Source organism: Pontivivens nitratireducens (genome assembly GCF_011290545.1).
Classification (GTDB): domain Bacteria; phylum Pseudomonadota; class Alphaproteobacteria; order Rhodobacterales; family Rhodobacteraceae; genus Pontivivens; species Pontivivens nitratireducens.
Genome location: NZ_CP049811.1, coordinates 2317224 through 2338412, shown reverse-complemented (window position 1 = coordinate 2338412; position 21189 = coordinate 2317224). Strand labels below are relative to the sequence as shown.

Sequence of the window (21189 nt, the reverse complement as noted above, 5' to 3'; positions counted from 1 at the left end):
GACGCGAAGACATTCAGGGGAGGCCGACATGCGGGCATTCGTATTTCCAGGGCAGGGCGCCCAGACCATCGGGATGGGCAAGGCGCTTGCCGATGCCTATCCGCAGGCCGCTCAGGTCTTTCAGGAAGTGGATGACGCGCTGGGCGAAAAGCTCTCCACCCTCATCTGGGAGGGGGACGCAGACGCCCTGACCCTGACCGCGAACGCGCAGCCTGCATTGATGGCCACGTCCATCGCGGCCATGCGCGCGCTCGCTGCCGAGGGGTTCGACCTGCAGGGGGCATCCTTCGTGGCGGGACACTCGCTGGGTGAATATTCCGCGCTGTGCGCCGCGGGTGCGTTGAGCCTTGCCGACACCGCACGCCTGTTGCGCCGCCGTGGCACGGCGATGCAGGAGGCTGTTCCGGTGGGTGTCGGCGCGATGGCGGCGCTGCTGGGGCTGGATCTGGCCACGGTCAAGGAGGTCGCGCAGGAGGCCGCCCAGGGTGAAATCTGTCAGGCCGCGAACGACAACGACCCCGCACAGGTCGTCGTTTCGGGCCATAGGGGCGCGGTCGAACGGGCCTGCGAAATCGCCAAGGCGCGCGGGGCGAAGCGGGCCGTGATCCTGCCCGTCTCCGCCCCCTTCCACTGCGCCTTGATGGAGCCTGCGGCTCATGTCATGGCCGAGGCGCTGGACGATGTGGATATCGCCCAGCCCGGCGTGCCGCTGATCGCCAACGTGACCGCCACCGCCGTCGATGATCCGACGCTGATCCGGGCCTTGCTGGTCGATCAGGTGACAGGGGCCGTGCGCTGGCGCGAGAGTGTGAGCTTCATGGCCGCGCAGGGCGTGACGGAGGTTTGGGAGATCGGCGCGGGCAAGGCGCTGTCGGGCATGATCCGCCGCATAGATAAATCCATCGCGTGCAAGGCCGTCGGCACCCCCGACGACATCGCCGCACTCAAGGAGTAATCATCATGTTCGATCTGACCGGCAAGACCGCCCTCGTCACGGGGGCATCGGGTGGCATCGGCGGCGCCATCGCCACGGCCCTGCACAGCGCCGGTGCGACCGTTGGGCTGAGCGGCACGCGCGAGGCACCGTTGCAGGCACTGGCAACCACGCTGGGCGATCGGGCCCACGTCCTGCCCTGCAACCTGTCCGAAGCGGTGGAGGTGGAGGCCCTGCCAAAGCAGGCCATCGCGGCGATGGGGTCGCTCGATATCCTGGTGAACAATGCAGGCATCACCGCCGACAACATCTTCATGCGCATGTCCGATTACGAATGGTCGCGGGTGCTCGAGGTGAACCTGACCTCCACCATGCGGCTGTGCCGGGGCGTGATGCGCCCGATGATGAAATCGCGCTGGGGGCGGATCATCAACATCACCTCCGTCGTCGGCGTGACCGGCAATGGCGGGCAGGTAAACTATGCCGCGTCCAAGGCCGGAATGATCGGTATGACCAAATCCATCGCGCAGGAAGTCGCCTCACGCGGGATCACCGCGAACTGCGTCGCCCCCGGTTTCATCGAGACGGCGATGACCGACGCGCTCAACGAAAAGCAGAAGGACGGCATCCTGACCGCGATTCCCGCAGGTCGCATGGGCACGGGGGATGAAATCGCGTCGGCGGTCCTCTATCTTGCCAGTCAGGAGGCGGCCTACGTCACCGGACAGACGCTGCACGTCAATGGCGGCATGGCAATGATCTAGGCCGATTTCGCAAGCCGTGCGAAAGCGTTTGCGCAACCCAACGGGTGTGCTATAGCGCGCCGCACACGGGCCGACGCCAGCCGCGCACATCATCGTGCCGGATTGTCATGTGGGCCATTTTCCGTTACGGCGGAACCATCGCCCGGTCACATAGTGAACGGGTATCAGAGCGGACGGGCCCAGCCCGCCGACCCGAAACGAGGAAGAGACATATGAGCGACATTGCAGATCGCGTGAAGAAGATCGTCGTCGAGCACCTGAGCGTCGAAGAGGAAAAAGTGACCGAGAACGCGTCGTTCATCGACGACCTCGGCGCGGACAGCCTCGACACAGTCGAGCTGGTCATGGCCTTCGAGGAAGAGTTCGGAATTGAAATCCCCGACGACGCCGCCGAGACGATCCAGACGTTCGGCGACGCTGTCAGCTTCATCAAGGGCGCGCAGTAACCCGCGACCGCCTGATGGCTTTTGAAAGGCGCGTTCCCCGAAAGGGGCGCGCGCTTTTTTCGTTGCGCGCCTTTTCGTTTCAGAGCCTCCGGCGGGGATATTTTAAGACAGAAGAAAGGTTTGAGCGCTAGTCAGGGCGGGCGGTACAGGCGGGGACGCAGATGGCCGTGACAGGAGACGACGTTCCGTCTGGCCGGGGCTACGGTGTGCGCCGGGCGGGACGTTGCCGCCGTTCGTGGTACGCCGGATTGCGGGAGATCGAGAGAAAGGTCTCAGACCTGCCGACCGCTGGTGCGCCACGGTACAGGAGGATCCCCCAACGGCGGGGATCGCCCGATGGATGGCTCATCCAGGCGCGATACAGTTTCCAGCCCTTGAGTGCGTTCACGGCCTGATGGGCCGCTGGGGGAATATCTCGATGGTATGCGCCGCAGCAGTGGTCACGAATCTGTCGCGGTTCGCAATCGAAAGTTGGTTGAGCACATCGCTTATGCTGCATCCGAGATCAGAAACGGTTGCTGACATGCCGGTTGGCCTGTCGATCCACGTCGGTCCCAGTTCGGAAATCGTGAAGTCGAACCTGTATTGAAGGAAGGGCGGACGCGCGCCGTAGCTGACAGGAAGGCAGATTTCGTGGAGCAGATCGAGCGCCACCAATACCGGACCGTCCCGGTGGTCTTTCTGACCGTTCAGCGTGGCACCAAGTGCGAAAGCGCCAAGGATCACCACGCTCAGGATCAGGGGACGTCTGCGCATGGCTGGGCCTCGATATCGCTCTCGGACTATGTCGATGGCAGCTGGCGGTGCCGGGGCCGTCCAGATCGCGGCGCTGCGCCTGATCTTCTGTCCCGAAATATCCCCGCCGGAGGCGCATGTCGCTGTCGCGCGTATCCGTCCCTTGTCGCACCCCCCCTTTGAACGCTATATCCTCCCTCAACAAAACGATGAGGAGAGCGGGCATGCGGCGAGTGGTTGTGACCGGGCTGGGAATGGTGACGCCCTTGGCCTGCGGGGTCGAGGAAACGTGGAGCCGTCTGTTGGACGGTCAGTCGGGCGCCGGTCCGATCACCAAGTTCGACGCGGAAAATCTGGCGACGAAGATCGCGTGCGAAGTGCCTAAGGGCGATGGCAGCGAGGGCTCGTTCAACCCCGATGACTGGATGTCGCCCAAGGATGCGCGCAAGGTCGATACTTTCATCCTGTTCGCGATGGCCGCCGCCACGCAGGCGGTCGAGGATTCGGGCTGGAAGCCGGAAGACGCCGAAGGGCAGAACCGCACCGGCGTGATGATCGGTTCGGGCATCGGCGGGTTAGAGAGCATTGCGCAGACCACGCTGTTGCTTAAGGAAAAGGGCCCGCGACGGGTTTCTCCGTTCTTCATCCCCGGCAGTCTGATCAACCTGTGCTCCGGCCAGGTCAGCATCAAATACGGCTTCAAGGGGCCGAACCACGCCGTTGTGACCGCGTGTTCGACGGGTGCGCACGCCATTGGCGATGCATCGCGGCTGATCCAGTTCGGGGATGCGGACGTGATGGTCGCGGGCGGCGCGGAAAGTGCGATCTGCGAGTTGGGGATCGCCGGTTTCAATGCCTGCAAGGCGCTGAGCACAGGTTACAACGATACACCCGAGAAGGCCTCGCGCCCCTATGACAAGGACCGCGACGGTTTCGTGATGGGCGAGGGCGCTGGCGTCGTCGTGTTGGAGGAATACGAGCACGCGGTGGCGCGGGGGGCCAAGATCTACGCCGAGGTGGTGGGATACGGCCTGTCGGGCGACGCGTATCATATCACTGCGCCGGCTGACGATGGTGACGGGGCGTTCCGCTCGATGAGTGCGGCGATCGAGCGGGCGGGCCTGACGCCTGCCGATGTGGACTATATCAACGCGCACGGCACCTCGACCATGGCGGACACGATCGAATTGGGCGCGGTGGAGCGTTTGCTGGGCGATGCGGCAGCAGAGGCGACCATGTCCTCGACGAAATCCGCGACCGGGCATCTGTTGGGCGCGGCGGGCGCGATCGAGGCGATATTCGCGATCCTCGCGATCCGCGATCAGGTGGCGCCGCCGACGATCAATTTGGACAATCCGGCGGTGGAAACAGCGCTGGACCTCGCGCCGAACACGAAGCGGGAGCGCAAGATCGATGTGGCCCTGAGCAACTCCTTCGGGTTCGGCGGCACCAATGCCTCCGTCCTGTTTCGCAAGGTCTGAAGGATCATGATGCGTTCCGTCGTCTCGAACCTGCTTACTTTCCTGATCGTGGCGCTCGTCATTATGGCGGGCGCGATCTTCTGGGGGCAGCGGACATTTGTCGCGCAGGGGCCGCTGGAGCAGGCGATCTGCCTGCGTGTGGCGCCCGGCGATTCGGTGGCCGTGGTCGCGCAGCGGCTGGAGGACGAGGACGCGATCGTCAGCCCCGCGCTGTTTCGCATCGGCTCGAACTACACCGGCCGGACGGAGGACCTGAAATTCGGCAACTATCTGGTGCCCGCAGGGGCCACGATGGATGAAATCCTCGACACCGTGACTCAGGGCGGGGCCAGCACGTGCGGGGCTGAGGTCAACTTTCGCGTCGGCGTGACGTCGATCAGCGTTGTCGCGCGGGAGCTGAACCCCACCACCGGCCGCTACGAGGAGGTCGCGGAATACGACCCCACCGCCGAGGATGTGGTCATTCCTGAAGAATTCACCGCCCTGGTCGAGGGTGACGCCGTGCCGCGCTACCGCATTACCCTGGCCGAGGGTGTGACCAGCTGGCAGGTTCGCGATGCGCTGCAACGGGTCGATATCCTGTCCGGTGAGATCGCGGAGGTTCCGGCTGAAGGCTCGCTGAACCCCAACAGCTATGAGGTCAGCCCCGGGGACACGCGCGCATCAGTGATCGAGCGGATGCAGCAGGCGCAGGAGGACATTCTGGCCGCCGCCTGGGCGGAGCGGGACGAAGACGTGCCGGTCGAGAGCCCGGAGGAGCTGTTGATCCTCGCATCGCTGATCGAAAAGGAAACCGGCGTCGCGGCGGAGCGGGCGCAGGTCGCGTCGGTCTTCGTCAACCGGCTGCGTCAGGGCATGCGCTTGCAGACCGATCCGACGGTGATCTACGGCATTACGAATGGTGAGGGGGTGCTGGGTCGCGGGCTGCGGCGCAGTGAGCTGGATGCCTCGACACCGTACAACACCTACGTCATCGACGCCCTGCCGCCGACGCCCATCGCGAATCCGGGGCGTGAGGCGATCATGGCGGCGGCACAGCCGGACGAGACGCCGTATATCTACTTCGTCGCGGATGGAACCGGCGGCCATGCCTTTGCCGAAACGTTGGAAGAGCACAACGCGAATGTCGCCAGGTGGCGTGAGATCGAGGCGCAGCGCAACCAGTAGGCAGATTCCAGCAGGCAGATTCGTTGAGGATTCGGGGTGCGGGCCATATGGGGCGCGCCCCTTTTCTTTGCGAGAAGGGAAAAAGGTTAACGCTCCCGAGGATGAAGTCCTATATATACATGAAATTTCCAGATCAGAACGTTAACGTAAAGGTTAACAGTAAGTAAAAATTCATTTTGTGGTTGACCTATCGAACGGTCTCAGGCATAACTTGTTTCAAGCTGAAATAAGTGGGTAAGCGGCACGGGCAACCGGGGCCGCTTTTTATTTTCGCCAATAGCAGCGGTAATTTTATTCATGACATTTGAAATCGAAGACCAGCCGGGCGGGCCCGGGTGGAAGGTCGAGTGCGCCCGGATCGTATATCAATCCGTCGGGCGCGCTTTGAAGTGCCGCATTCTGCAACTCGAAGGGTCCGAGCCCGACGATAAAGCGGCCAAGGTGATTGCCGACGAGGTGCGCACGCACCGTAAGGCCCTCTTGCAACTCATGGAATATGAGGCTGAATTCGATGAACGCTATTCGACAGACGGAACCGGAGCGGCCGCACCGCTCGACCTCGACGCCGCTAGAGATGAGCTTCGTGCGCGAATTTCTAAGCTGCGCCAGCGACGCGGAGATCGAGGAGCTTCTGGACGGGCTGAGTGAAAACGCCTTGCGCTCGATCAGCTATCTGTTCGAGCTTTGGGCCATCGAGGGCCATCAGGTCGCCCCTGAAGGGGACTGGAACACCTGGATGATCATGGGCGGACGTGGGGCGGGAAAAACCCGCGCCGGGGCCGAGTGGGTGCGCGGACTGGTCGAGGGGCCAACACCGGAGGCGCCGGGTGCGTGCCGCCGGATCGCGCTGATCGGTGAGACTTACGACCAGGCGCGCGATGTGATGGTTCTGGGCGACAGCGGGCTGATCGCCTGCTGCCCCCCCGACCGCAAGCCCCGCTGGATCGCGTCACGCCGGGTTCTGGTCTGGCCGAACGGAGCGGAGGCGCAGGTGTTCTCCGCCTCGGACCCCGAGGCGATGCGCGGCCCGCAATTCGACGGGGCCTGGTGCGACGAGCTGGCCAAGTGGAAAAAGGGTCAACACGCCTGGGACATGCTGCAATTCGCGCTGCGATTGGGCGACGATCCGCGCTGCGTGGTGACGACGACGCCCGCGCCGGGGGCCTTGTTCGAGGAGGTTTTGGGCGAAGAAGGAACCGTGGTCACGCAGGCCGCGACCTCGGCCAACACGGCGAATTTGGCGCCGGGATTTCTGAAGGCGGTGACGAAGCGGTACGGCGGCACCGCGCTGGGACGGCAGGAGCTGGACGGGGAGCTGATCAAGGATCTGCCCGGTGCTTTGTGGCCCCGCGACCGGATCGAGGCAGCGCGGGTTTCCGAAGCGCCCGAGTTGGAGCGGATCGTCGTCGCGGTGGACCCGCCGGTCACGGGGCGCGAGGATTCGGACGCTTGCGGCATCGTCGTCGCGGGTCTGCACCGTGAGGGGGACAGCTGGAAGGCGGTCATCCTTGCGGATCTGAGTGTGGAGGCGGCCTCGCCCCTGACCTGGGCGAAGGCGGCGATTGCGGCGCGTGACGACTGGAGCGCCGACCGGGTGGTCGCGGAGGTCAACCAGGGCGGCGATCTGGTCGAAAACCTGCTGCGGCAGGTGGATCGGAACGTCAGCTATCGCGGTGTCCATGCCAGCCGGTCCAAACAGGCGCGGGCGGAGCCGGTGGCCGCGCTCTATGAACAAGGGCGGGTGCTGCATGCGGGCAGCTTTCCCGCGCTGGAGGACGAGATGGCGGCGATGCTGCGCTCGGGCTATTCGGGGCGTGGATCGCCGGACCGGCTGGACGCGCTGGTCTGGGCCGTGACGGACCTGATGCAGGATGCGGAGGCGGTCGTGAACCACCCGCAGGTGCGCGGGTTGTAGGGTTTCTTGGATATTTGAAGACAGAAGAAAAGGGGGCCTGCGGGCTCCCTTTTCGTTTACCGGAATTTTACGGGAGAAAGCGATGCTGGGTTTGTTCAAGAGGGAAGCCCCCGAGGTCAAGGCGAGTGCCGCCGGCCCCATGGTGGCGTTTCACGGCGCGGGCCGCGCGATGTGGAGCGGGCGCGACGGGGCGACGATGACACGGGTCGGGTTCACCTCCAACCCGGTCGGGTTTCGCTGTGTGAAGCTGATCGCGGAGGCGGCTGCCGCTGTGCCCATGGTGCTGTCCGATGCGGAGCGGCGTTATGACGTGCATCCCGTGCTCGACCTGTTGGCGCGACCCAATGGCGGGCAGGGCTCGGGGGAACTGTTCGAGGCGTTCTACGGCCAGCTTCTGCTCAGCGGCAACGGATACATGGAGGCGGTGGCAGGCGCGGACGTGCCGATGGAGCTGCATGTCGTGCGGTCCGACCGGATGCGGGTCGTGCCGGGGCGCGACGGGTGGCCGGTTGGGTATGATTACACCGTTGGGGCCAAGAAACACCGGTTCGCGGCGGAGGCAATCTGTCACGTGCGGGGCTGGCATCCGACGGACGACCATTATGGCCTGAGCCCGATGCAGGCGGCGGCGACGGCGGTGGATGTGCACAATGCGGCCTCGAAATGGTCGAAGGCTTTGCTGGACAACGCGGCGCGGCCCTCGGGCGCGATCGTCTATCGCTCGGCCGAGGGGGCCGGGGTGTTGGGCGCGGATCAGTACGACCGACTGAAGAGTGAGCTGGAGGGGCAGCATCAGGGCGCGGCCAACGCCGGACGGCCGATGTTGCTGGAGGGAGGGCTGGATTGGAAGCCGATGGGATTCTCCCCCTCCGACATGGAATTCCAGAAGACCAAGGAAGCAGCGGCGCGGGAGATCGCGCTGGCCTTCGGGGTGCCGCCGATGCTGCTGGGCCTGCCCGGTGACGCGACCTATGCGAACTATGCCGAGGCGAACCGGGCGTTCTATCGCCTGACGGTTCTGCCGCTGGTGGGCAAGGTCACGGGCGCGTTGAGCCAGTGGTTGCCCGGCATGGGCGGTACGCGGTTGAAGCCCGACCTGGACGGCGTGCCGGCGCTGGCGTTGGAGCGTGAAGCACAGTGGCGCAGAGTCGCGGAGGCGGACTTTCTGAGCGAGGACGAAAAGCGTGCTCTGCTCGGACTGCCGCCGCGTGCGGTTTGACGGCGCGCGCGGCAGGCTCGCGCTATCTGTATGAACCGTTCGACGCGACGAGCGCGCGGGTCGAAACGCTGGAACGTGTGAGCGAGGAACGCTGGCTGGCGCTGGAGCGGCGGCTGGGCGGGATCGAGGCGCTGCTGGACCGGATGGAACGGCGCATGTGGATGGCCGTCTATGGCGTGGCCGGCACGGTGGCGGCGCAGGGTCTGTTTCTGGTGGTCACGGGTGAGCTGAGCATCGCCTGACAACCAATTGTTTTACAAAGGAGAGTGCGGATGACGGGATATGATCCGGCGGGAATGCTGGAAACGAAATTCTGCGGTCTGGGCGATGCGCCCGCGCTGGACGGGGATACGACGATTGCGGGCTATGCGTCCCTGTACGGGATCGCCGATCAGGGCGGTGACATCGTGCAGAAGGGCGCCTATGGCCGCGCGCTGGAACGTCTGTTCGCCAAGGGGCGCACCGTCAAGATGCTGTGGCAGCACGACCCTGCCACCCCGATCGGCGTGTGGGAGGCGGTCGAGGAGGACGGCACCGGGCTGCATGTTCGCGGTCGCATCCTGACCGAGGTTCGCGCCGGGCGAGAAGCGCTGGCGCTGCTCAAGGCCGGGGCCATCGACGGGCTGTCCATCGGATATCGCACCATCCGCGCGGAGAAATCCGGCGTCGGGCGGTTGCTGCATGAGATCGAGCTTTGGGAAGTGTCCCTCGTGACCTTTCCGATGCTTCCCGAGGCGCGGGCGCAATCGAAATCCGACGATACGGAAACCGATGCGCTGGCGAACGACCTCGCGTCCTTTTTTGATGACGCGGCGGCACTGCTGGCCTGATTGGCCGTCTTTTTACCCAAGTAATTTCAAGGATGGATTGATGCACGACATCGACTGCAAATCGGCGGCGAAGACCACCGACGTGAAGGCGGCCATGACAGGCTTTCTGAGCGAATTCAAGAATTTCCAAACCGACATTCAGACCAAACTTATGGAACAAGAGAGCCGTTTGACCATGATGCAGACCAAATCCGCCCGCCCCGCCCTGTCCGCCGCCGCCGAGGTCGAGGTGCCCCATCAGAAGGCGTTCGCGGCCTATCTGCGCTCGGGCGATGATGACGGCCTGCGCGCGCTGGGGGTCGAGGAGAAGGGCATGTCCACCCAGGTCAGCGCTGAGGGTGGCTATCTGGTCGATCCGCAGACCTCGGCCACGGTGCAGAGCGTGCTGCTGGGTGCGGCTTCGCTGCGCTCCATCGCGAATGTGGTGAATGTCGAGGCGTCCGCCTTCGACGTGCTGGTCGATCACAACGACACCGGCGCGGGCTGGTCGGACGAGACGGCGAATGCGAGCGAGACGGGCGCGCCGCAGTTGGAGCGTATCTCGATCCCGCTGCACGAATTGTCCGCCATGCCCAAGGCATCGCAGCGTCTGCTGGATGACAGCGCGTTCGACGTCGAGGGTTGGCTGGCGGGCCGCATCGCGGACAAGTTCGCGCGCGCCGAGAGCGTGTCGTTCATCGCGGGCGACGGCGTGGGCAAGCCGCGCGGCATCATGAGCTATGCCAATGTGGCCAACGATGTCTGGGCGTGGGGATCGCTGGGCTATGTCGCCACCGGCACCGATGGTGATTTCTCGATTGCCGATCCGGCGGATGCCATTGTCGACCTGGTCTATTCGCTGGGCGCGCAGTACCGCGCGAATGCCAGCTTCGTGATGAACTCCAAGACTGCCGGTGCCGTGCGCAAGATGAAGGACGCGGACGGTCGTTTCCTGTGGTCCGACACGCTGGCGGCGGGTGAGCCTGCGCGCCTGATGGGGTATCCGGTGCTGATCTGCGAGGACATGCCCGACATCGCGCTGGACGCGACGGCGATTGCCTTTGGTGACTTCGCCAATGGCTACACCATCGCGGAACGTCCCGATATGCGCATCCTGCGCGACCCGTTCTCGGCCAAGCCGAACGTGCAGTTCTTCGCGACCAAGCGCGTGGGTGGCGATGTCAGCGACTTCGCCGCGATCAAGCTGCTGAAGTTCGCGGCCAGCTGAAACGCGACTGACTGAGTGAATTGGAGGGGCCTGCGTTCGCGCGGGCCCTTTTTGTATCCGACGGGGCGGGAGAACAGCCGATGATGATGACGGAACGCAACGGACCGGCGCGGGTGCCGGTGGAGATCCGCGATTTCGCGGACCACCTGCATCTGGGCACCGGGTTCGAGGATGACGGCGCGCAGGATGCGATGCTGGAGATGTATTTGCGCGCGGCAACCAGCGCCGTGGAGGCGCGCATCGGCAAGGCGCTGATCACGCGCGGCCTGCGCCTGATCCTGACCAACTGGCGTGACGGTGCCCAGGGCGTGCCGGTCGCGCCGGTGGTGGCGCTGGAGGAGGTTCGCGTCGTCGATGCGGCGGGCAATGCGCGCACGGTTCCGAACGTCACGCTGCGCGTCGATGCGCATCGGCCCGTGCTGCTGGGGTCGGTTTCGGTGCCGGAGGGCGGTCAGGTCGAGGTGGACTTCACTGCTGGGTACGGCCCCGACCCTGCGGATGTGCCGCCCGATCTGCGCCATGCCGTGATGCTGTTGGCGGCGAGCTATTACGAAAACCGCTCCGGCGGGCAGGACCATTGGCCGTTCGGCGTGCTGGCATTGCTGGACGCCCATCGCCCGGTGCGGCTGTGAGCGGGTCGGCCCCGGTGCTGGACCGGGAAATGGTGCTGGAGGCCCGCGCGATGACGCCCGACGGCGGCGGCGGGTTGATGGAGGGGTGGCAGGCGCTTGGCACGCTGTGGGCCGCGATTGAGCGTCCCTCGGCCCGGCTGGTGCGGGAGGGGGCGCTGGAGGTGTCCACCATCAAGGTGCGGATCATCCTGCGCGCCGCGCCCGAGGGACGTTCCCGCAGGCCAATTGCAGGCCAGCGGTTGCGCATGGGGGACCGGGTGTTCCGCATTCTGGGCGTCGCGGAATACGACCGCGCGGCGCATTACCTGCAACTTTGGGCAGAGGAAGGTGGCGCATGAGCTACGCATTTTCATGGCCGCTGCAACAGGGCCTGTACTGGGCGTTGAGTGCCGCGCCCGAGATCACCGATCTGGCCGAGGTGCTGGATGCGACCGCGGTTCCGACCTCGAACGAATATGTCTCGATCGGGGAGGAAAAGGTTCGGGAACGCGGGCCGGATCTGACCCAGCATGACATCGTGATCGAGGTGCATTCGGCGGCGCAGGGCTTTTCCCGCGCGAAGCTGGTCGCGGCGGAGGTGGGGCGCATTCTGCTGCACACGCCGCCGGCGGTGACCGGTGCCACGGTGACGGATCTGCGGTTCCTCAAGGCGCGGGCGCGGCGGTCGCGCGGCACCGAACGGCGGCTGATTACCCTGACGTTCCGGGTTCTTCTGGACGCGAACTGATCCTTTCAAGAAACTGTTTTATAAGGAATTTTTAATATGGCCACTCAGATGGGCAGAGATCTGCTGATCAAGATCGACATGACGGGATCGGGCGGATTCGAGACGGTGGCGGGACTGCGGGCCAGCCGCATCTCGTTCAACGCGGAAACCGTCGATACCACCACGCTGGACAGCACGGGCGGCTGGCGCGAATTGCTGGGGGGCGCTGGCGTCCGCTCCGCCGCGCTGTCGGGCTCCGGTGTGTTTCGCGATGCGGACACGGATGCGCGGGCGCGGCAGATGTTCTTTGACGGGGAGGTCCCGGACTTTCAGGTCGTCATCCCCGATTTCGGCATCATCGAAGGGCCGTTCCAGCTGACCGCGATCGAGTATTCGGGGGAGTATGACGGCGAGGCGGTCTATGAGATGTCGATGGCCAGCGCCGGGGCGCTGAGCTTCGTCGCGCTATGAGCGGAGGCGCCAAGAAACGCGGTTCGGGCAAGGCACGCCCGAACCCGCATCGGGGGGAGGTGGCCCTGACCCTCGACGACAAGGTGCATGTGCTGCGGCTGAGCCTGGGTGCCCTGGCGCGGCTGGAGGCACGCCTGGGCGCGGACAGCCTGACAGATCTGGTCGCCCGGTTCGAGAGCGGCACGTTTCGCGCCGCCGATCTGGTCGCCTTGCTGGAGGCGGGTGGCGCACCGGCGGGCAAGGTGGCCACCGCCACGGTCGAGGGCGGGCCGCTGGAGGCCGCAAGGGTTGCCGCGCGTCTGCTGCGGCTGACCTTTGCCGGTGTGCACCCCGAATGATCGACTGGAGCGCGTTGCTGCGGCTGGGCCTTCACGGGTTGCGGCTGACTCCCGACCAGTTCTGGGCGCTGACACCTGCCGAGCTGGCGCTGATGGCGGGGCTGGACCCGCAGGCCGCACCTGCGATGGCACGCGACCGGCTGGCGGAGCTGAGCGCATTATACCCTGATGAAAGGCGATCCGAATGAGTGAAATCAACGAAGTGCAGGAATTGTTCGCGGAGGTGGACGCCTCCATCGCCTCAACCGAGGCGGTGGTGGAGACGTTCCGTCGTGAGCTGGATTCCACCGGGCGGTCGCTGGAAAGCGCCTCGGCCGGGGTGGCGGGGCTGGACCGGGCGATGGGCAAGGGACTGCGCGGAGCGTTTGACGCGCTGATCTTCGACGGGGCGCGAGCCTCGGACGCGCTGCGGCAGTTGGGGGCGAGCATCTCGTCCTCGATCCTGGATCAGGCGCTGAAGCCGGTACAGAACGCGGTCGGATCATCGCTGAGCGGGCTGGTGCAAAGGGGCCTCGGCGCGATGATGCCGTTCGCGGAGGCCGGGGTCATGTCGGGCGGGCGGCCCACGGCCTTTGCCAAGGGGGGGGTGGTCAGCGGGGCTACGACCTTTCCCATGCGCGGCGGCATGGGCCTGATGGGGGAGGCCGGACCCGAGGCGATCATGCCCCTGACCCGTGGTGCCGACGGCGCGTTGGGCGTCAAGGCGGCGGACGGCGGCGGTTCGGTCAACGTGACGATGAATATCTCCACCCCCGATGTCGAAGGATTCCGCCGCTCGCGTACGCAGGTCGCGGCGGAGATGTCGCGCGCCCTGTCACGCGGCAAACGCAATATGTGAGGTCGCGCCCGCGCGTCGAAAACGTGCCGCAGGGCGCGTGCCCCCCAGAATTGAATATTGAATGGAGTGAGCCCATGAGCTTTCACGAGGTACGGTTTCCGGTCAGCGTCAGTTTCGGATCGACCGGCGGCCCTGAGCGGCGCACGGAGATCGTGACGCTGGCCAGCGGGCATGAGGAGCGCAACAGCCCCTGGGCTCATTCGCGCCGCCGCTACGATGCGGGGTTGGGGATGCGGTCGCGCGATGATCTGGAGGTCGTGATCGGCTTTTTCGAGGCGCGGGCCGGGCGGCTGCATGGCTTTCGCTGGCGCGACTGGTCGGATTGGCGCACCGCCCCCTCGGACCGGGCCATCGAGCCGTTCGACGAGGAGATCGGCGTTGGTGACGGTGTCAGCGCGGCGTTCCAGTTGAGCAAGACCTATCTGTCGGGGCCGACGAGCTATGTGCGGCCCATCGAGAAGCCGGTGGAGGGAACGCTGCGTCTGGGCGTGGGGGGCGTGCAGGTCTTTGACGGGTACGCGCTGGATACCGCGACGGGCATCGTCAGCTTCGACACGCCACCGCAGGACGGGGCCGTCATTACCGCCGGGTTCGAGTTCGACGTTCCGGTCCGATTCGACACGGATGTGATCGAGGTGTCCATGGGCGGTTTCGAGGCGGGGGAAATCCCCTCCGTTCCTATCGTGGAGGTACGGGTCTGATGCGCGATATTCCTCAGGAAATGCAGGCACGGCTGGACAGCGGTGCCACGACGATGTGCCGGTGCTGGCTGGTCACGCGCAAGGATGGCGTGGCGCTGGGCTTTACCGATCACGACCGCGCCTTGCTGGTGGATGGCGTCCGCTATGAGGCAGACAGCGGCCTGAGCGCGGGTGCGCTGGATCAGGCAACGGGTCTGAGCGCGGACAATGGCGAGGTTCTGGGCGCGTTGAGTGCGAATGCCATCCGCGAGGTGGATATCGCGGCGGGGTTGTATGACGGCGCCGAGGTGCGGCAGTGGCTGGTGGATTGGCAGAGGCCGGATCTGCGGATCGCGCTGTTCACCGGCCGGATCGGAGAAATCAGGCGCAGGCAGGGCGCGTTCGAGGCGGAGCTGCGCTCGTTGGTCGATGACCTGAACCGGCCAGTCGGTCGCGCGCTGAACCACGATTGCGACGCGACGCTGGGCGATGCGCGCTGCGGCGTCGATGTGACGGACCCTGCGTGGTGCACCGATGGCACCGTCGATGCGATCGAGGGCGACGGTGCGTTGATCGTGGATGGGCTGGCCGGCTACGCCCCTGACTGGTTTGCGGGGGGTGTGGTGACCTGGATCAGCGGCGCGAATGCCGGGGCCAAGTCCGCGATCCGGCACGACACCACGCGCAACGGCGTGCGTCTGCTGGGCTTGCGAACCGGAACGGCCTTTGCGGTGGCGGCGGGCGATACGTTCAGCGTGCTGGCCGGTTGCGACCGGCGGGCGGAGACGTGCCGCACGAAGTTCGACAACTTCCTCAACTATCGCGGTTTTCCCCACATTCCGGGGGAGGACTGGATGACATCCTATCCAAATCAGGGGGAGGTGCATGATGGCGGATCGTTGCGCAAGGGCTGAGCAGGTCGTGGCCGAGGCGCGGACCTGGCTGGGCACGCCCTATCAGCATCAGGCCAGTGTGCGGGGGGGCGGGGCGGATTGCCTCGGCCTGATCCGTGGCATCTGGCGTGAGATCATCGGGGGCGAGCCGGAGGAACTGCCCGGCTACACCCCCGACTGGTCCGAGGTCGATCGGGTCGAGCGTCTGCACGAAGGTGCGGCGCGGCATCTGATCCGGGTGCAGCCGCCCTATCACGCTGGCGACGTGCTGCTGTTTCGCATGAAGGGGCAGGCGGTGGCCAAACACTTGGCGATCCTGAGCGATGCCGTACCCGGCGCGCAGCGGATCATCCATGCCTATTCGGGGCATGGGGTCGTCGAAAGCCCGCTGGGCCCCGCGTGGGCACGGCGGATCGTGGCGGGGTTCCGCTTTCCGGCAGGGAGAATTTGAATGGCGACGCTATTATTGGCTGCCGCAGGCTCCGCCATTGGTGGGGCTGTGGGCGGCACGGTCATGGGATTGACCGGCGCGGCGATCGGGCAGGCGGTGGGGGCGACCATCGGCTCGATGATCGATCAGCGCATCATGGGGGCCGGTGCCTCCACCGTCGAAACGGGGCGGCTGGACACCTGGCGCGTGCAGGGTGCGCAGGAGGGCACGGCGCTGCCCTATATCGCGGGCCGGATGCGGCTGCCCGGTCAGATGATCTGGTCCAGCCGGTTTCTGGAAACGGTCAGCAAATCCTCCGGCGGGGGTGGCAAGGGGTCCAAGCCCAAGGTCACCCAAAACTCGTACAGTTATTCGGTCAGCTTCGCGCTGGCCCTGTGCGAGGGACGCGCAACGCGCATCGGTCGCATCTGGGCGGATGGCAAGCTGGTGGACCAGTCCGAGGTCGAAGTGCGCTTCCATGACGGATCGGACACGCAGATGCCCGATCCGGTCATCGCCGCGGTCGAGGGTGTGGACGTAGCGCCTGCCTATCGCGGCACGGCCTATGTCGTCTTCGAGGGGTTGGAGCTGGCGAAATACGGCAACCGGATCCCGCAGATCAACGTCGAAGTTTATCGTCAGCCAGAAAGCGACGCGCCGACCCTGCGCGACAGGGTTCAGGCGGTCGCGCTGATCCCCGGCACGGGCGAATATGCCCTCGCGACGGAGCCGGTAAGCCTGGTTCACGGGCCCGGCATCTATGAGACGGTCAACGTCAACAACGATACAGGCGCTGCTGACATCACGCTGTCGCTGGATCATTTGCAGGGGCAACTGCCGAATGTCGCCTCGACATTGCTGGTGGCCAGCTGGTTCGGCAGCGATCTGCGCGCCGGGCAGTGCGAGATCACGCCGGGGGTGGAACAGGTGCTGTCCGAAGGCGACAGGATGGCGTGGCAGGTCAGCGGGCTGGACCGCGCCGAGGGCCACCAGATCAGCAAGACCGGGGATCGTGTCAATTACGGTGGCACGCCTGCCGATGCCGCAATCATCGAGGCAATCGGCACGCTGCGCGACCGGGGGGTGGAGGTGACCTTTTACCCCTTCATCCTGATGGATATTCCGCAGGGCAACGGCTTGCCTGATCCGGCGGGGGCCGCGGAACAGGGGGCGTTTCCCTGGCGTGGGCGTATCGCGGTCGAGGCGAACGGAACCGCGGCGGCCGAGGGTGAGATCGCGGCGTTCTTCGGCCCTGCGACGGCGCAGGACTTCACAATCGTGGGCGATACGGTGCGTTATGCGGGCAGCGATTTCGGCTTCGCCCGGATGATCCTGCACTACGCGCATCTGTGCAAGGCGGCGGGCGGGGTGGCGGCGTTCTGCGTCGGATCCGAGATGCGGGATCTGCTGCGCACCCGTGCTGACACGGGTGCCTATCCTGCCGTGGCCCGGATGATCGCATTGCTGGCGGAGGTGCGCGCCGTGCTCGGCCCCGATGTGAAGCTGAGCTATGCTGCCGACTGGTCCGAGTATTACGGACATCATGACGGTGATGACGTGATCTATCACCTGGACCCGTTGTGGGCAGATGCGAATGTCGATTTCGTCGGGATCGACAATTATATGCCTCTCAGCGACTGGAGGGCGGGCGATACCCATCTGGACGCACAGGACGGGTGGGAGGCGATCCACGATCCTGCATACCTCAAGTCCAATATCGAGGGGGGCGAGGGCTACGACTGGTATTACGCCACGCAGGCCGATCGGGTGGCACAGCTGCGCACGCCGATCGTGGACGAAGCCTATGGCGACGATCACGTGTTTCGCTACAAGGACATCCGCAACTGGTGGGCTCGGCCGCATTTCGACCGGCCCGGCGGGGTCCGCTCGACCCTGGAGACGGCGTGGGTTCCACGCTCCAAGCCGATCTGGTTCACCGAATTCGGCTGCCCCGCCATCGACAAGGGGACCAACCAGCCCAACGTGTTTCGCGATCTGAAGTCGAGCGAGAATGCGGTGCCCTATTTCTCAACCGGGGCGCGGGACGATTTCATCCAGCACCAGTACATCAACGCCGTGCTGGATTACTGGAACGCGCCCGAGAACAATCCAATCTCCGAGATATACGAGGAGCCGATGCTGCGCATGGACCGTGCGCATGTCTGGGCGTGGGATGCACGGCCCTGGCCGGACTTTCCCAATCGTGTCGGCCTATGGTCCGATGGGGTGAACTTCGGCACGGGTCACTGGATCTCCGGCAGGCAGGAGATGGCCGTGCTGGCGGATGTGGTGCGTGAGGTGTGCGTACGCTCGGGCGTGACGGCGGTGGAGACGGGGCGTCTGTATGGCGGTGTCGCGGGGATGGAGATGCGCGACGGACAGTCCGCGCGGGCCGGTCTGCAACCGTTGATGCTGGCCTATGGCTTCGACTGTCGGGAACGCGATGGTGTGTTGCACTTCTTTAGCCGTGACGGGTTAGTGGATGTGGATCTGGGCGATCTGGATCCGGTCGAGGTCAGCGGGCCGCAGAAAGTTCGCGGACCGCTGGACGAACAGCCGGACCGGGTGCGGTTGCGCTACATTCAGTCGGATCATGATTATCAGAGCGGCTCCGTCGAAGCTGCGCTGCGTGCCGGGGCGCCGTTGCGTGCGGAAACCGCCGAACTGCCCATCGCGCTGGGCGCGGGGCAGGCCAAGTCTATCGCGGAGCGGTGGTTGGCGGAGGCCGTCGTTTCTCGCGATGGGATGCAGGTTTCGGTGCCACCGTCATTGCTGGCGCTGGAGCCGGGCGATGTGATCGAACTGGACGGTCTGAACTGGCGGATCGACCGGATCGAGGAACGCGGGGCGCGCAAGCTCGACGCAATCCGGGTGGAACCTGGCGTCTATACCTCCGCCTATCACCCGGATCGGTTGTTCGATGCACCGGGTCTGGTCGGTGCCGGGCCGGTGTTGAGCGAAGTGCTGGACCTGCCGTTGTTGCGGGGGGACGAGGTGGAGCACGCGCCCTATGCCGCCGCCGCCGCAACCCCGTGGCCGGGTCCGGTCAACGTGTTCCTGTCACCATCGCAAAGTGGCTATGAGCTGGCCGGACAGATCGTGCGACAGGCAACCCTCGGCGTGCTGAGGGCACCCTTGCCGGCGGCGCGCACCGGGGTTTGGAGCGGTGGCAAGCTGCGTGTGGAGTTGAGCCACGGTACGTTGGAGGGTCGAACCGCCGAGGCGGTGCTGGACGGGGCGAACGTCGCGGCGCTGCGATACGGCGATTCCGGCGATTGGGAGGTCGTGCAGTATCGCGACGCCAGGCTGGTGGGTCCGATGACCTATGAGTTGAGCGGATTGCTGCGCGGTCAGGCGGGCACCGAGTTCGTCATGCCCGAAGTCTGGCCCGAAGGCACGCGATTCATCGCCCTGGACGGCGCGCCGGTGCAGATCGATCTGCCGTATTCTGCACGTGGACTGGACCGCTATCTGCGGATCGGGCCGGCTTCGCGCAGTGTGGACAATGCCAGCTACACTACGGAGGTTCACGCCTTCGACGGGGTTGGTCTCAGGCCATATCAGCCGGTGCATCTGCGCGGTCGGGGCACCGCCGAGGGGCTGGAGGTCAGCTGGATTCGCCGCACCAGGATCGACGGGGATCTGTGGGCGGGCGGCGATGTGCCCCTCAACGAGGAGCGCGAGGTCTATCTGGTCACGATCGAGAAGGCCGGCACCGTGGTCTTCAGTAAGGAGGCGACAGAGCCACACGCTTTGCTGGACGCCGCCGATCTGCCTGCGGCCCCCTATGACATCACGGTCGGGCAGATCTCTGCCCGGTTCGGTATCGGACCCATTGCAAGGATGACACGACATGACTGAGACCACGAATTTGGGTCTGCCGCTGGTGCAGGCCGCCCAGGCGCAAAAGCACGTGACCGTAAACGAGGCGCTGACCCGTCTGGACGCGATGGTGCAGCTTCGCCTGATGGCGGTCGATGCGGTGACGCCGCCAGCCGTCGCGGCTGAGGGCGCGGCCTATGCGCTGGGCACGGCACCCACAGGGGACTGGGCCAGGCAGGGCGGACGCATTGCCGTGTCGCTGGATGGGCTATGGCACTACGTTTCCGCCGCTGTCGGGTGGCAGGCCTGGGACATCGCATCCGGTGTTTCGCGTCGTTTCGACGGCACGAATTGGGTCGAGGTGGGCGCCACGACCTCCCCCGGCGGGGCCTATACCCGTGATGAGGTGATCGAATTCGATCAGACCCTTGTGGGTGCTGCGGTGTCCAGTGACTTGCCGATTCCGGCCAATACGCAAGTGCTGGGCGTTTCGGCGCGTGTGATCTCAACCCTTTCCGGTTCTGGTTTGACTGGGTGGCAACTGGGGGTCGCCGGGTCGGAAAACCGCTATGGCTCGGGTCTGGGAACAGCGCTCAATTCCTGGGCGCAGGGCCTGACGGGGCAGCCGGTGACCTATTATTCCGACACGTCCCTGGTGCTGACACCCGAGGGTGCGGCGGAGTTCGAGGGGGGTGTCGTGCGGCTGGCAATTCATCTGTCCCGGATCGAACCGCCAAGGGCCGTGTGAATATCGTGATACGGACATGCTTGATTTTTGCAGCCATTGCGCCGATTTGAGAGGAGAAGTCAGGGAGGGCGACATGCCTCAGTCAAACACACGCGAAGTTGCACAAACGCTCGATCCGGTGTGGTCGCGCATCCGTGATGAGGCTTCGGCCATGGTCGCGGATGAGCCCAGGTTGGCCGGACTGGTTCATGCCAGTGTTCTGAACCGTCGTACGTTCGAGGACGCGCTGTGCTACAGGCTGGGGCAAAAGCTGGCCTCGGGCGAAATGACCGAAGGGCTGGTTCGCGAGATCATGACGGAGGCGCATGATGCCGATCCCGAACTGGGACGCATCGCACGCACCGACGCCGTCGCCGTGCTGGAGCGCGATCCGGCCTGCCACAGATTGATCCAGCCGCTGATGTTCTTCAAGGGCTATCAGGCGGTGCAGGCCCATCGCGTCGCACGGCATCTGTGGATACAGGGGCGCGTGGACATGGCCTATTTCTTCCAGATGCGAACGTCCGAAGTCTTTGGCGTCGATATTCACCCCGGTGCGCGGATCGGTCAGGGCGTGATGATAGACCATGCCCATTCGATCGTGATCGGGGAAACCGCAGTCGTGGGCGACAACGTGTCCATGTTGCACTCCGTCACGCTGGGGGGCACTGGCAAGGAAGACGGCGACCGCCATCCGAAGATCGCAAACGGCGTATTGATTGGTGCCGGAGCGGCCATTCTCGGCAACATCACGGTGGGACATTGCAGTCGTATCGCTGCGGGTTCCGTCGTGTTGGAGTCGGTCGCACCGTGCAAGACGGTGGCAGGGGTGCCAGCGCGTGTCGTTGGAGAGGCGGGATGCGATCAGCCAGCCGTCTCCATGAACCATCTGTTGAACACTACTGTGTGAATTCGCATTTCCCAGCGTGCGAAAACGTCGCATTCGGGCAGGTA

The 21189-nt window shown here is 65.2% G+C and carries 25 protein-coding genes; 24 read left to right on the top strand and 1 reads right to left on the bottom strand.

All coding sequences use genetic code 11. The features are described from left to right. Positions 1-28: 28 nt before the first annotated feature. The 3 genes from fabD to G8E03_RS11555 all read left to right on the top strand — a co-directional run bounded on the left by fabD (position 29) and on the right by G8E03_RS11555 (position 2144). Positions 29-955, top strand: a complete 927-nt coding sequence (gene fabD / locus G8E03_RS11565; RefSeq protein WP_166191971.1) for an ACP S-malonyltransferase — start codon at positions 29-31, stop codon at positions 953-955. A 5-nt stretch (positions 956-960) separates the two neighbouring features. Next, the gene (fabG, locus tag G8E03_RS11560) at positions 961-1698 is read left to right on the top strand and encodes a 3-oxoacyl-[acyl-carrier-protein] reductase (RefSeq protein WP_166191968.1); all 738 of its coding nucleotides are present in this window, start codon (positions 961-963) and stop codon (positions 1696-1698) included. A gap of 212 nt (positions 1699-1910) precedes the next feature. Next, positions 1911-2144 (top strand): acyl carrier protein, encoded by a 234-nt coding sequence (locus tag G8E03_RS11555; protein WP_166191965.1) that lies wholly within the window; start codon positions 1911-1913, stop codon positions 2142-2144. Between the two features lie 384 nt (positions 2145-2528). Here G8E03_RS11555 and G8E03_RS11550 read toward each other — a convergent pair whose 3' ends face one another. After that, complete coding sequence (locus G8E03_RS11550) at positions 2529-2900, bottom strand: hypothetical protein (protein WP_166191962.1); 372 nt, start codon at positions 2898-2900, stop codon at positions 2529-2531. Between the two features lie 203 nt (positions 2901-3103). On the opposite strand from G8E03_RS11550, the gene fabF reads away from it, so the two are divergent. From fabF to cysE, 21 genes are all read left to right on the top strand, one after another. Continuing rightward, positions 3104-4360, top strand: a complete 1257-nt coding sequence (gene fabF, locus G8E03_RS11545; protein WP_166191959.1) for a beta-ketoacyl-ACP synthase II — start codon at positions 3104-3106, stop codon at positions 4358-4360. A 6-nt stretch (positions 4361-4366) separates the two neighbouring features. Next, positions 4367-5527 (top strand): endolytic transglycosylase MltG, encoded by a 1161-nt coding sequence (mltG, locus tag G8E03_RS11540; RefSeq protein ID WP_166191956.1) that lies wholly within the window; start codon positions 4367-4369, stop codon positions 5525-5527. A 297-nt stretch (positions 5528-5824) separates the two neighbouring features. Further along, on the top strand, positions 5825-6175 hold the full coding sequence (locus G8E03_RS17330; protein WP_205793093.1) for a hypothetical protein: 351 nt from the start codon (positions 5825-5827) through the stop codon (positions 6173-6175). Then, positions 6102-7442, top strand: coding sequence for a DNA-packaging protein (locus tag G8E03_RS11535; protein ID WP_166194169.1), 1341 nt, complete (start codon positions 6102-6104; stop codon positions 7440-7442). Before G8E03_RS17330 ends, G8E03_RS11535 begins: the two co-directional genes overlap by 74 nt. A gap of 82 nt (positions 7443-7524) precedes the next feature. After that, on the top strand, positions 7525-8661 hold the full coding sequence (locus G8E03_RS11530) for a phage portal protein (protein WP_166191953.1): 1137 nt from the start codon (positions 7525-7527) through the stop codon (positions 8659-8661). Further along, entirely contained in the window at positions 8658-8903 is a 246-nt protein-coding gene (locus G8E03_RS11525) for a GTA head formation protein, RCAP_rcc01685 family (RefSeq protein ID WP_166191951.1), read from the top strand. Before G8E03_RS11530 ends, G8E03_RS11525 begins: the two co-directional genes overlap by 4 nt. Before the next feature lie 30 nt (positions 8904-8933). Beyond that, the gene (locus tag G8E03_RS11520) at positions 8934-9491 is read left to right on the top strand and encodes an HK97 family phage prohead protease (protein WP_430693141.1); all 558 of its coding nucleotides are present in this window, start codon (positions 8934-8936) and stop codon (positions 9489-9491) included. Between the two features lie 40 nt (positions 9492-9531). Then, positions 9532-10698 carry a phage major capsid protein gene (locus G8E03_RS11515; RefSeq protein WP_166191948.1) on the top strand — a complete coding sequence of 389 codons (1167 nt, stop codon included), beginning with the start codon at positions 9532-9534 and terminating at the stop codon, positions 10696-10698. Between the two features lie 80 nt (positions 10699-10778). Then, a complete protein-coding gene (locus tag G8E03_RS11510) occupies positions 10779-11330 on the top strand; it encodes a head-tail connector protein (protein ID WP_166191945.1) in 552 nt (183 codons plus the stop codon). Beyond that, positions 11327-11668, top strand: a complete 342-nt coding sequence (locus tag G8E03_RS11505; protein ID WP_240910336.1) for a head-tail adaptor protein — start codon at positions 11327-11329, stop codon at positions 11666-11668. Before G8E03_RS11510 ends, G8E03_RS11505 begins: the two co-directional genes overlap by 4 nt. Continuing rightward, positions 11665-12057, top strand: coding sequence for a DUF3168 domain-containing protein (locus G8E03_RS11500; protein WP_166191942.1), 393 nt, complete (start codon positions 11665-11667; stop codon positions 12055-12057). Before G8E03_RS11505 ends, G8E03_RS11500 begins: the two co-directional genes overlap by 4 nt. Positions 12058-12093: 36 nt before the next feature. Next, positions 12094-12507 (top strand): phage major tail protein, TP901-1 family, encoded by a 414-nt coding sequence (locus G8E03_RS11495; protein WP_166191939.1) that lies wholly within the window; start codon positions 12094-12096, stop codon positions 12505-12507. Continuing rightward, complete coding sequence (locus G8E03_RS11490; RefSeq protein WP_166191934.1) at positions 12504-12845, top strand: gene transfer agent family protein; 342 nt, start codon at positions 12504-12506, stop codon at positions 12843-12845. Before G8E03_RS11495 ends, G8E03_RS11490 begins: the two co-directional genes overlap by 4 nt. Further along, positions 12842-13033 carry a rcc01693 family protein gene (locus tag G8E03_RS11485; RefSeq protein WP_166191931.1) on the top strand — a complete coding sequence of 64 codons (192 nt, stop codon included), beginning with the start codon at positions 12842-12844 and terminating at the stop codon, positions 13031-13033. The genes G8E03_RS11490 and G8E03_RS11485 overlap by 4 nt, the downstream gene beginning before the upstream one ends. Beyond that, complete coding sequence (locus G8E03_RS11480; RefSeq protein ID WP_166191928.1) at positions 13030-13683, top strand: phage tail tape measure protein; 654 nt, start codon at positions 13030-13032, stop codon at positions 13681-13683. The genes G8E03_RS11485 and G8E03_RS11480 overlap by 4 nt, the downstream gene beginning before the upstream one ends. A gap of 74 nt (positions 13684-13757) precedes the next feature. Beyond that, entirely contained in the window at positions 13758-14384 is a 627-nt protein-coding gene (locus G8E03_RS11475; RefSeq protein ID WP_166191925.1) for a DUF2460 domain-containing protein, read from the top strand. Beyond that, positions 14384-15277 carry a DUF2163 domain-containing protein gene (locus tag G8E03_RS11470; protein WP_166191922.1) on the top strand — a complete coding sequence of 298 codons (894 nt, stop codon included), beginning with the start codon at positions 14384-14386 and terminating at the stop codon, positions 15275-15277. Before G8E03_RS11475 ends, G8E03_RS11470 begins: the two co-directional genes overlap by 1 nt. After that, positions 15252-15707, top strand: coding sequence for an NlpC/P60 family protein (locus G8E03_RS11465; protein WP_166191919.1), 456 nt, complete (start codon positions 15252-15254; stop codon positions 15705-15707). The genes G8E03_RS11470 and G8E03_RS11465 overlap by 26 nt, the downstream gene beginning before the upstream one ends. Further along, on the top strand, positions 15708-19547 hold the full coding sequence (locus tag G8E03_RS11460; RefSeq protein ID WP_166191916.1) for a baseplate multidomain protein megatron: 3840 nt from the start codon (positions 15708-15710) through the stop codon (positions 19545-19547). It abuts the gene before it with no gap. Beyond that, complete coding sequence (locus G8E03_RS11455; protein WP_166191914.1) at positions 19540-20256, top strand: DUF2793 domain-containing protein; 717 nt, start codon at positions 19540-19542, stop codon at positions 20254-20256. The genes G8E03_RS11460 and G8E03_RS11455 overlap by 8 nt, the downstream gene beginning before the upstream one ends. A gap of 73 nt (positions 20257-20329) precedes the next feature. Next, complete coding sequence (gene cysE / locus G8E03_RS11450; RefSeq protein WP_166191911.1) at positions 20330-21145, top strand: serine O-acetyltransferase; 816 nt, start codon at positions 20330-20332, stop codon at positions 21143-21145. The last annotated feature ends 44 nt before the right edge of the window (positions 21146-21189 follow it).

Excerpts from the sequence above, each read along its gene's own strand:
- G8E03_RS11555 (WP_166191965.1), top strand. The coding sequence starts at position 1,911 with ATGAGCGACATTGCAGATCGCGTGAAGAAGATCGTCGTCGAGCACCTG.
- G8E03_RS11455 (WP_166191914.1), top strand. The coding sequence starts at position 19,540 with ATGACTGAGACCACGAATTTGGGTCTGCCGCTGGTGCAGGCCGCCCAG.
- G8E03_RS11470 (WP_166191922.1), top strand. The coding sequence starts at position 14,384 with ATGCGCGATATTCCTCAGGAAATGCAGGCACGGCTGGACAGCGGTGCC.
- fabF (WP_166191959.1), top strand. The coding sequence starts at position 3,104 with ATGCGGCGAGTGGTTGTGACCGGGCTGGGAATGGTGACGCCCTTGGCC.
- mltG (WP_166191956.1), top strand. The coding sequence starts at position 4,367 with ATGATGCGTTCCGTCGTCTCGAACCTGCTTACTTTCCTGATCGTGGCG.
- G8E03_RS11490 (WP_166191934.1), top strand. The coding sequence starts at position 12,504 with ATGAGCGGAGGCGCCAAGAAACGCGGTTCGGGCAAGGCACGCCCGAAC.
- G8E03_RS11495 (WP_166191939.1), top strand. The coding sequence starts at position 12,094 with ATGGCCACTCAGATGGGCAGAGATCTGCTGATCAAGATCGACATGACG.
- G8E03_RS11520 (WP_430693141.1), top strand. The coding sequence starts at position 8,934 with ATGACGGGATATGATCCGGCGGGAATGCTGGAAACGAAATTCTGCGGT.
- fabD (WP_166191971.1), top strand. The coding sequence starts at position 29 with ATGCGGGCATTCGTATTTCCAGGGCAGGGCGCCCAGACCATCGGGATG.
- fabG (WP_166191968.1), top strand. The coding sequence starts at position 961 with ATGTTCGATCTGACCGGCAAGACCGCCCTCGTCACGGGGGCATCGGGT.
- G8E03_RS11515 (WP_166191948.1), top strand. The coding sequence starts at position 9,532 with ATGCACGACATCGACTGCAAATCGGCGGCGAAGACCACCGACGTGAAG.
- G8E03_RS11500 (WP_166191942.1), top strand. The coding sequence starts at position 11,665 with ATGAGCTACGCATTTTCATGGCCGCTGCAACAGGGCCTGTACTGGGCG.
- G8E03_RS11465 (WP_166191919.1), top strand. The coding sequence starts at position 15,252 with ATGGCGGATCGTTGCGCAAGGGCTGAGCAGGTCGTGGCCGAGGCGCGG.
- G8E03_RS11485 (WP_166191931.1), top strand. The coding sequence starts at position 12,842 with ATGATCGACTGGAGCGCGTTGCTGCGGCTGGGCCTTCACGGGTTGCGG.
- G8E03_RS17330 (WP_205793093.1), top strand. The coding sequence starts at position 5,825 with ATGACATTTGAAATCGAAGACCAGCCGGGCGGGCCCGGGTGGAAGGTC.
- G8E03_RS11475 (WP_166191925.1), top strand. The coding sequence starts at position 13,758 with ATGAGCTTTCACGAGGTACGGTTTCCGGTCAGCGTCAGTTTCGGATCG.
- G8E03_RS11550 (WP_166191962.1), bottom strand. The coding sequence starts at position 2,900 with ATGCGCAGACGTCCCCTGATCCTGAGCGTGGTGATCCTTGGCGCTTTC.
- G8E03_RS11480 (WP_166191928.1), top strand. The coding sequence starts at position 13,030 with ATGAGTGAAATCAACGAAGTGCAGGAATTGTTCGCGGAGGTGGACGCC.
- G8E03_RS11530 (WP_166191953.1), top strand. The coding sequence starts at position 7,525 with ATGCTGGGTTTGTTCAAGAGGGAAGCCCCCGAGGTCAAGGCGAGTGCC.
- G8E03_RS11460 (WP_166191916.1), top strand. The coding sequence starts at position 15,708 with ATGGCGACGCTATTATTGGCTGCCGCAGGCTCCGCCATTGGTGGGGCT.
- G8E03_RS11510 (WP_166191945.1), top strand. The coding sequence starts at position 10,779 with ATGATGATGACGGAACGCAACGGACCGGCGCGGGTGCCGGTGGAGATC.
- cysE (WP_166191911.1), top strand. The coding sequence starts at position 20,330 with ATGCCTCAGTCAAACACACGCGAAGTTGCACAAACGCTCGATCCGGTG.
- G8E03_RS11535 (WP_166194169.1), top strand. The coding sequence starts at position 6,102 with ATGAGCTTCGTGCGCGAATTTCTAAGCTGCGCCAGCGACGCGGAGATC.